The sequence below is a fragment of the Cognatishimia sp. genome, assembly GCF_964229375.1.
GTDB lineage: Bacteria > Pseudomonadota > Alphaproteobacteria > Rhodobacterales > Rhodobacteraceae > Cognatishimia.
In genome coordinates this window covers 1-7,262 of sequence record NZ_CAXREH010000109.1, presented here as the reverse complement: position 1 = coordinate 7,262, position 7,262 = coordinate 1, and the positions used below count along the sequence as shown (strand labels likewise).

Annotated in this window: 6 protein-coding genes and 1 tRNA gene; 2 read left to right on the top strand and 5 right to left on the bottom strand. The window is 55.6% G+C overall.

The window, feature by feature from the left end; all coding sequences use genetic code 11:
- The 5 genes from ACEQWH_RS08615 to pdxH all read right to left on the bottom strand — a co-directional run.
- Positions 1-3,078, bottom strand: a 3,078-nt coding sequence (locus ACEQWH_RS08615) for a vitamin B12-dependent ribonucleotide reductase (RefSeq protein WP_370229790.1), incomplete at its 3' end; no start/stop codon positions are given.
- 602 nt (positions 3,079-3,680) lie between these two features.
- Positions 3,681-3,757: transfer RNA gene (locus ACEQWH_RS08610), tRNA-Pro, on the bottom strand.
- 88 nt (positions 3,758-3,845) lie between these two features.
- A complete protein-coding gene (locus tag ACEQWH_RS08605; RefSeq protein WP_370229788.1) occupies positions 3,846-4,268 on the bottom strand; it encodes a DUF192 domain-containing protein in 423 nt (140 codons plus the stop codon).
- A gap of 78 nt (positions 4,269-4,346) precedes the next feature.
- The gene (locus ACEQWH_RS08600; RefSeq protein ID WP_370229786.1) at positions 4,347-4,865 is read right to left on the bottom strand and encodes a cold-shock protein; all 519 of its coding nucleotides are present in this window, start codon (positions 4,863-4,865) and stop codon (positions 4,347-4,349) included.
- A gap of 128 nt (positions 4,866-4,993) precedes the next feature.
- Complete coding sequence (gene pdxH / locus ACEQWH_RS08595; protein ID WP_370229785.1) at positions 4,994-5,599, bottom strand: pyridoxamine 5'-phosphate oxidase; 606 nt, start codon at positions 5,597-5,599, stop codon at positions 4,994-4,996.
- Positions 5,600-5,719: 120 nt separating this feature from the next.
- Between pdxH and fabI the strand changes: the two genes are divergently transcribed.
- Both fabI and ACEQWH_RS08585 read left to right on the top strand, forming a co-directional pair.
- Entirely contained in the window at positions 5,720-6,538 is an 819-nt protein-coding gene (fabI, locus tag ACEQWH_RS08590; protein WP_370229783.1) for an enoyl-ACP reductase FabI, read from the top strand.
- Positions 6,539-6,628: 90 nt separating this feature from the next.
- Positions 6,629-7,262, top strand: a 634-nt coding sequence (locus tag ACEQWH_RS08585) for a LysE family translocator (RefSeq protein ID WP_370229781.1), incomplete at its 3' end; no start/stop codon positions are given.

The following is a 7,262-nucleotide window of genomic DNA, read 5'->3' as shown; positions in this document are numbered from 1 at the left end:
CAGAGGTACACCGTACTGCAGGCCAACCGACACCGCGATGGCGAAGTTGTTCATCATCGCCCGGAAACCCGCGCCTTCCTTGTGCATGTCGATAAAGATCTCGCCCAAGGCACCGTCAGAATATTCGCCGGTCCGCAGGTACACCTTGTGACCACCAACGACGGCCTTTTGGGTATAGCCCTTACGGCGTTCCGGCATCTTCTCACGGCTTTTCGCCATGACTTCCTTGATGACAACTTTTTCGACGATCTTCTCGGCGATCACAGCGGCTTTTTGCTGTGGTGTTCCGCTTTCAAGGATCTCTTCGGCTTCCTCATCATCCTCAATCAGCGCTGCTGCCAGCGGCTGGGACAGTTTAGAGCCGTCACGATACAGCGCATTGGCTTTGACACCCAAGGACCAGCTCAGCTCATAGGCCTTCTGGCAATCCTCGATGGTGGCGTCATTTGGCATGTTGATCGTCTTCGAGATCGCACCAGAGATAAAGCTTTGCGCTGCCGCCATCATGGTGATGTGGCTGTCCACGCTCAGATACCGCTTGCCCTTCTTGCCGCATGGGTTCGCACAGTCAAAGATGTGATAGTGCTCTTCCTTCAGGAACGGCGCACCTTCGAGTGTCATAGTGCCGCAAACGTGGTCATTCACCGCGTCGATGTCAGCCTTGCTGAACCCAAGATGGCGCAGCAGGTTGAACTCTGGATCGACAAGCTTCGCCGCAGGAACGCCCAGCGTCTTGGTGACGAACTCTTCACCAAGTGTGAAGTGGTTGAAAACAAAGCGGATATCAAAGGCCGCACCAAGCGCACCTTCAACTTTCGCCAGCTCTGCTTCGCCAAATCCGTGGCCAGCCAGCGTGGTTGGGTTGATCGCCGGAGCGTTGCCCAGCGAGCCGTGACCGACAGCATAGGCAATGATTTCCTCGATCTCAGAGGATTTGTAGCCCAGCTTCGCAAGCGCGGATGGAACAGACCGGTTGATGATCTTGAAGTAACCACCTCCTGCGAGCTTTTTGAACTTCACCAGCGCAAAGTCAGGCTCGATGCCGGTGGTGTCACAGTCCATCACCAGACCGATAGTGCCGGTCGGTGCGATCACAGAAACCTGCGCGTTGCGATACCCGTGCTTTTCGCCCAGCTCCAGCGCCTGATCCCAAGAGGACATCGCCAGGTTCGCAAGCTTCTGATCCGGTATATTCGCCAGATCAAGTGGCACGGGTTTGACCGCCAGCTCTTCATAGCCTTCGGTGGCACCATAGGCCGCATTGCGGTGGTTCCGGATAACGCGCAGCATGTGGTCTGCGTTGCGCTTGTGGCCCGAGAACGCGCCCAGCTCGCCTGCCATCTCGGCGCTTGTCGCATAGGACACACCGGTCAGAACCGCAGTCAAAGCCGCACAAAGCGCCCGACCCTCGTCAGAGTCATAGCCATAGCCCATGTTCATCAGCAATCCACCGATGTTAGCATAGCCCAGACCCAAGGTGCGGAAATCATAGGACAATTGCGCGATTTCTTTGGATGGGAACTGCGCCATCATCACCGAAATCTCAAGCGTCACAGTCCAAAGACGTGTCGCGTGCACGTAGTCGTCTGCCTGGAACTCGCCATCCTTCAGGAAGGTCAGCAGGTTCATGGACGCGAGGTTACAGGCCGTGTCATCCAGGAACATATACTCAGAACACGGGTTGGACCCACGGATCTGACCGTCCTCTGGGCAAGTGTGCCATGCGTTCACGGTGTCATGGAACTGAATGCCCGGATCGGCACAGGCCCACGCCGCGTGGCCCACCTGCTCCCACAGATCGCGCGCTTTGATGGTTTTCGCAACAGAACCGTCGGTGCGGCGGATCAGTTCCCAGTCGGCGTCGTCCTTGACGGCCTTCAGGAAGCTGTCAGTCACACGGATCGAGTTGTTAGAGTTCTGACCAGACACGGACGCATAGGCCTCGGAGTCCCAGTCGGTGTTGTAGGTCGGGAACTCAATGCTGTCATAGCCCTGCTTGGCATAGTCCAGCACGCGCTTAACGTAAGTCTCTGGGATCGAAACCTTTTTCGCACCACGGATCGCAGATTTCAGCTGATCGTTCTTCTTTGGATCAACCGCGTCCTCGGTGCTGCCATCCCAACCACGGATCGCCGCGAAAATGTCGTTCAGCTTGGCTTCGTGCATTTTAGAGCCCGCGACGATGGACGCCACTTTCTGCTCTTCTCTGACTTTCCAGTTGATGAATTCCTCGACATCCGGGTGGTCTGCATCACAGATCACCATCTTTGCGGCACGACGGGTTGTGCCACCGGACTTGATCGCACCCGCAGCGCGGTCACCGATTTTCAGGAAGCCCATCAGACCAGAGGATTTACCGCCGCCCGACAGCGACTCGCCTTCGCCTCGCAGGGACGAGAAGTTGGTGCCAGTTCCCGAGCCATATTTGAACAGACGCGCTTCGCGAACCCAAAGGTCCATGATCCCGCCGTCGTTCACCAGATCATCCGAGACAGACTGAATAAAGCAGGCATGCGGCTGTGGGTGCTCATAAGAGGACTTCGACTTGGTCAGCTTGCCGGTCTTATAGTCCACATAGTGGTGACCCTGCGCCGGGCCATCGATGCCATAGGCCCAGTGCAGGCCTGTGTTGAACCACTGCGGGCTGTTTGGCGCCGCGCGCTGGGTTGCCAGCATGTGGCGCATTTCGTCGAAATAGGCGCGTGCGTCTTCTTCGGTGGTGAAATAGCCACCCTTCCAGCCCCAATAGGCCCAAGCGCCCGCCAGACGGTCAAACACTTGCTTGGAAGAGGTCTCGCCCCCCATCTCGGCGCCATCGGCAGGGACAGAACGCCACAGAAACTCTGGAACGTCTTTTTCTTTGACCTTCTTCAGTTTCGAAGGAACACCTGCCTTACGGAAGTATTTCTGTGCAATAACGTCTGAGGCAACTTGGCTCCAGCTTGTGGGCACCTCGACATCGTCCAATTTGAAAACGATGGAGCCATCCGGATTTCTGATTTCGGAGGTCGTCTTTAAAAACTCCAGATCCGCGTATGCGTCTTGCCCTGCTGTCGTGAAACGTCGTTGAATTTGCATCGTTGCCCCTTAGTCCCGATCACTCTGCCCGTTTGCTTGCGCGGAGCGTTCCACCCAGTGGCTAAGGGTTCACGAAGTCACAACGTCCCTGGTCGCTCAAAGCCTTAGCCGAGCGGCGCTGAGCTTCTGCTCAGTCTTGATCATGTTATGTCATCCGCGGCCCCCAGCGCACCATATATAGTGTCAGCCTCATCCGCCCACACAATCTGACGTATCGGACCCTAACAGGTCAACGCTTTTATTTGATCGAAAACCGCAAAAATTGTGTTGACCAATTTCGTTTTCTCCGCACCTCAACAGAATCTCTTTCGCGATCCAATTGCGCGTCGCTGCGCCCTCAAATTCAAGACGGATCGGAAGTCCTTTATAAATAACGGAAATTGAAGATGATGCTCAAAATTTGACCCCAAAGACACAACATGTAGGGGTTAAGGCTGCATTAACACCATATATGCGGAAATCGGCACTCGCGGGTTATTTCAACCAAAAGGCGAATCCCAAACCACAGGCACATCTTACAAATGGGTTAAAATTTAGTCCCCCAGACACGTCAAAACCCCGGCTATGAACCGAGGTTTTGACGTTGCCTCTGAGAGAGAAAATGGTCGGGGCGGCGAGATTCGAACTCACGACCCCCTGTACCCAAAACAGGTGCGCTACCAGACTGCGCTACGCCCCGGACCGTGGAGCGTTCTTTAAATGTAGCTCCGCAGAATGAAAAGCGAAAAACAGCATTTGATGCAGATTTTTTTCTGCCTTCTCAAAAATCAGCTGTCGTCCCGGCAAGGCCATGCCGCCAGATGCTGTAAAACCGAGGGATGACGCAATTCCGAGCCTTCGGTGATACCAAGCGCGCGCGCAAGACCGCCATTGATTTCCAACACATAGCGCGCAGGAACCTCGCTCGAGATCGAGGTCAGGTCATGAGGAATCGCCCGCTCGTGGATTTTCACCACCTGCCCGGTTTCATCCAAAAAGATCATATCTAAAGAGATAAGCGTGTTCTTCATCCAGAACGACAGCACCCGGGTCTGATGATAGACAAACAGCATGCCGGCGCTCATCGGCATATCAAGCCGGTGCATCAGGCCCGTCTGGCGTTCGCGCGCATCATCTGCCAGCTCGACCGTAAACCGCGCCTCGCCCCAGTCGCCACGCAGCTGGGCGGAATCCACACGACATTCTGCCATAACAGGCGACGCGGACGCCAATAGAAAGCAAGAGAAGAAAGCTGTGCGTAAGGAAGAGATCCGCCGCGCACCCATGGGTTACTTCAGAACCGCTTCCCAAGCGCAGATCTGCATCGCCATCTTGCCACGCTGACCGTCCATCACACGGATCGCCAGGGCCTCGCCCGGTTGCAGCTCGCACAGACCCGAGCGGCGCAGAACTTCGACATGCACGAACACGTCGTCTGAATTGCCAAAGATATTGGCGAACCCAAAGCCCTTGTTCTTGTCAAACCACTTCACCCGCGCTGGGATCAGCGGGTATTTCTCGATGTCTTCGACAGACAACGCTTCGAAATCAGCCAAAGTATTATTTGTCGACGCCACGGGGGGAGTAATCGACAGCACCTCGGTTGCCTGAACACCGCGTGCGGTGTCTTGCAACACAAGCTCTACGGTTGCAGCTTCTGCAACCGAGCTTTGACCAAAATTGCGCAGAACATTTGCGTGTAGAAGGATATCAGGACCGCCTTCGTCGGCGACCACAAACCCAAACCCCTTAACCGGATCGAACCATTTCACCTGCCCCGTAACCACACGAGCGGCGGAATCTTGCATGACATCAGCCCTATATATTTTATGGGCTCACCCCCATGAGCCGCGTCGGCGTTACAATGACGATAAACGACCTTCCTATCAAGTGTCATTTCTCGTTTCGTAGAAAGAATTTCTACAAGCGCATAACGCTATGGGTTCAGTCTTTGAACGACCCACTCGCCGCCTGTTTCGCCTTTCCGCCATTGGAAACGATCGTGCAAACGGAATGCGCCGTCGGCCCAAAACTCGATTTCTACAGGGGTGATGCGATAGCCGCCCCAAAACTCTGGACGCTTGGGATTTGGCCCCAGTTTAAGCGAGAGTTTTGCGGATTCAGCCAACAGCTCTGCGCGCGACGCAAGCGGTTGTGACTGTTTGCTGGCCCAAGCGCCAATCCGGCTCTTGAGGGAGCGCGAGGCGAAGTATTCGTCCGCCTGTGGCCCGGATTCCTTGGTGACATGTCCCCGTACACGAATCTGACGCCGCAGGGATTTCCAGTGCATGACAAACGCCGCTTTGCCGGTCGCGTCGACCTCTTGCGCCTTGGCAGACCCGTAGTTGGTGTAAAACACAAATGCCGCGTCTTCGATTTCTTTCAGCAACACCATGCGCGCGTTGGGCAGACCGTCTGCATCCACGGTGGACAGCGCAATCGCGTTTGGATCATTGGGCTCTGACTTTTCAGCCTCTGCCAGCCAGCGCCGTGCCAGATCAAACGGGTTGTCTCCCGAGAAAATATCGCTGCGATCACTCATTTTGCCTGCTCCTTGACCTTGGGTCGCTCTTTCCATCCTCAAGGTATTCACCTGCCCTTGATGCAAACAGGATGATCGCCTAAAGGATCATAGAAAAGTGAATTAGGGACGGAGGTCCGAATGTCAAATAATCTGAGGGCTGGCAAGCGTGGTTTGATCATGGGGCTAGCCAACGATAAATCGATTGCATGGGGCATCGCGAAAGCATTGTCCGACGCCGGTGCAGAAATGGCGTTTTCCTATATGGGCGAAGCGTTCAAGAAACGCGTCGCGCCATTGGCCGAGCAATTGAACGTGGATACGTTGATCGATTGCGACGTGTCTGACCCAGACTCCTTGGACAGCGCATTTGCACAGATCGAAGCCAAATGGGGTAAGATCGACTTTCTGGTGCATGCGATCGGCTTTTCCGACAAGAACGAGCTGCGTGGCCGCTATGTCGACACCAGCCGCGACAACTTTTTGATGACGATGGACGTCAGCTGTTACAGCTTTACGACCGTCATGCAGCGCGCCGAGAAACTGATGAGCGACGGCGGCTCTGCGTTGACCCTGACCTATTATGGTGCCGAGCAGGTCATGCCGCACTATAACGTAATGGGTGTCGCGAAGGCAGCGCTTGAAGCCAGCGTCAAATATCTGGCCGAAGATCTGGGCAAAGACGGCATCCGCGTCAACGCGATTTCGGCAGGCCCGATCAAAACGCTCGCCGCCTCGGGTATTGGTGATTTCCGCTATATCCTGAAATGGAACGAGCTGAACTCTCCGCTGCGCCGCAATGTGACCATCGACGATGTTGGCAAATCCGCGCTCTATATGCTCAGCGATCTTGGCTCTGGCGTAACAGGCGAAAACCTGCACGTGGACGCGGGGTATCACGTCGTCGGCATGAAGGCCGTCGATGCGCCGGATATCGACGCAGTGACCGGTCGCAAGTAAGCCGATCAAACAGATTGCCTTCAGGCCCGGTGGACATCCGCCGGGCCTTTTCTTTTTTGACGGACCCACTAAGGTTTGCCTGACAGTTAAATGTACCCCCCTTTTGTGACCGGTGATCTGATGGACCTAAGCCATATCCTTGCCTTCAACGCGACGCTTCTTGTGGCCATTCTCAGTCCCGGCCCAGCGATGCTGATGTCCATCCGCGCCACATTGGCCGGCAACTTCCGGCAAGGGTTTATGGTTGGCCTTGGCCTTGCGACGATGGCCGCCACCTGGACCACCTTGGCGCTGCTGGGTCTGGACGGGATTTTCACGCTGTTTCCATGGGCCTATCTGACCCTGAAAATCGCAGGCGCACTATATCTGATCTGGATCGCGGTGCAGACTTGGCGCCATGCACGCATTCCTCTGGATCCGGATGCAGCCTCGCATCCGCGGGGACGCTCGTTCCTGTCTGGGCTGGCTGTCAACCTCGCCAATCCAAAGTCGGTTTTATTCGCCTCTGCGGTGCTTTTGGTGATCTTTCCACCCGACATCACCTTGGCAGACAAAGCTTTTGTGGTTGCCAACCATCTTATCGTTGAGATCCTCTGCTACAGCGCCTTTGCGGCCCTGCTGTCGACGCCTGCGGCACGCGATGGATACCTGCGCGCGAAGACCACCTTGGATCGTGTCGCGGCCGGTGTCATGGGTGCGTTGGGCCTGCGGTTGTTGCTGGATC

Coding starts and splice junctions, on each gene's coding strand:
- ACEQWH_RS08605 (WP_370229788.1), bottom strand. CDS start 4,268: ATGGCAGAATGTCGTGTGGATTCCGCCCAGCTGCGTGGCGACTGGGGC.
- ACEQWH_RS08600 (WP_370229786.1), bottom strand. CDS start 4,865: ATGCAAGATTCCGCCGCTCGTGTGGTTACGGGGCAGGTGAAATGGTTC.
- pdxH (WP_370229785.1), bottom strand. CDS start 5,599: ATGAGTGATCGCAGCGATATTTTCTCGGGAGACAACCCGTTTGATCTG.
- fabI (WP_370229783.1), top strand. CDS start 5,720: ATGTCAAATAATCTGAGGGCTGGCAAGCGTGGTTTGATCATGGGGCTA.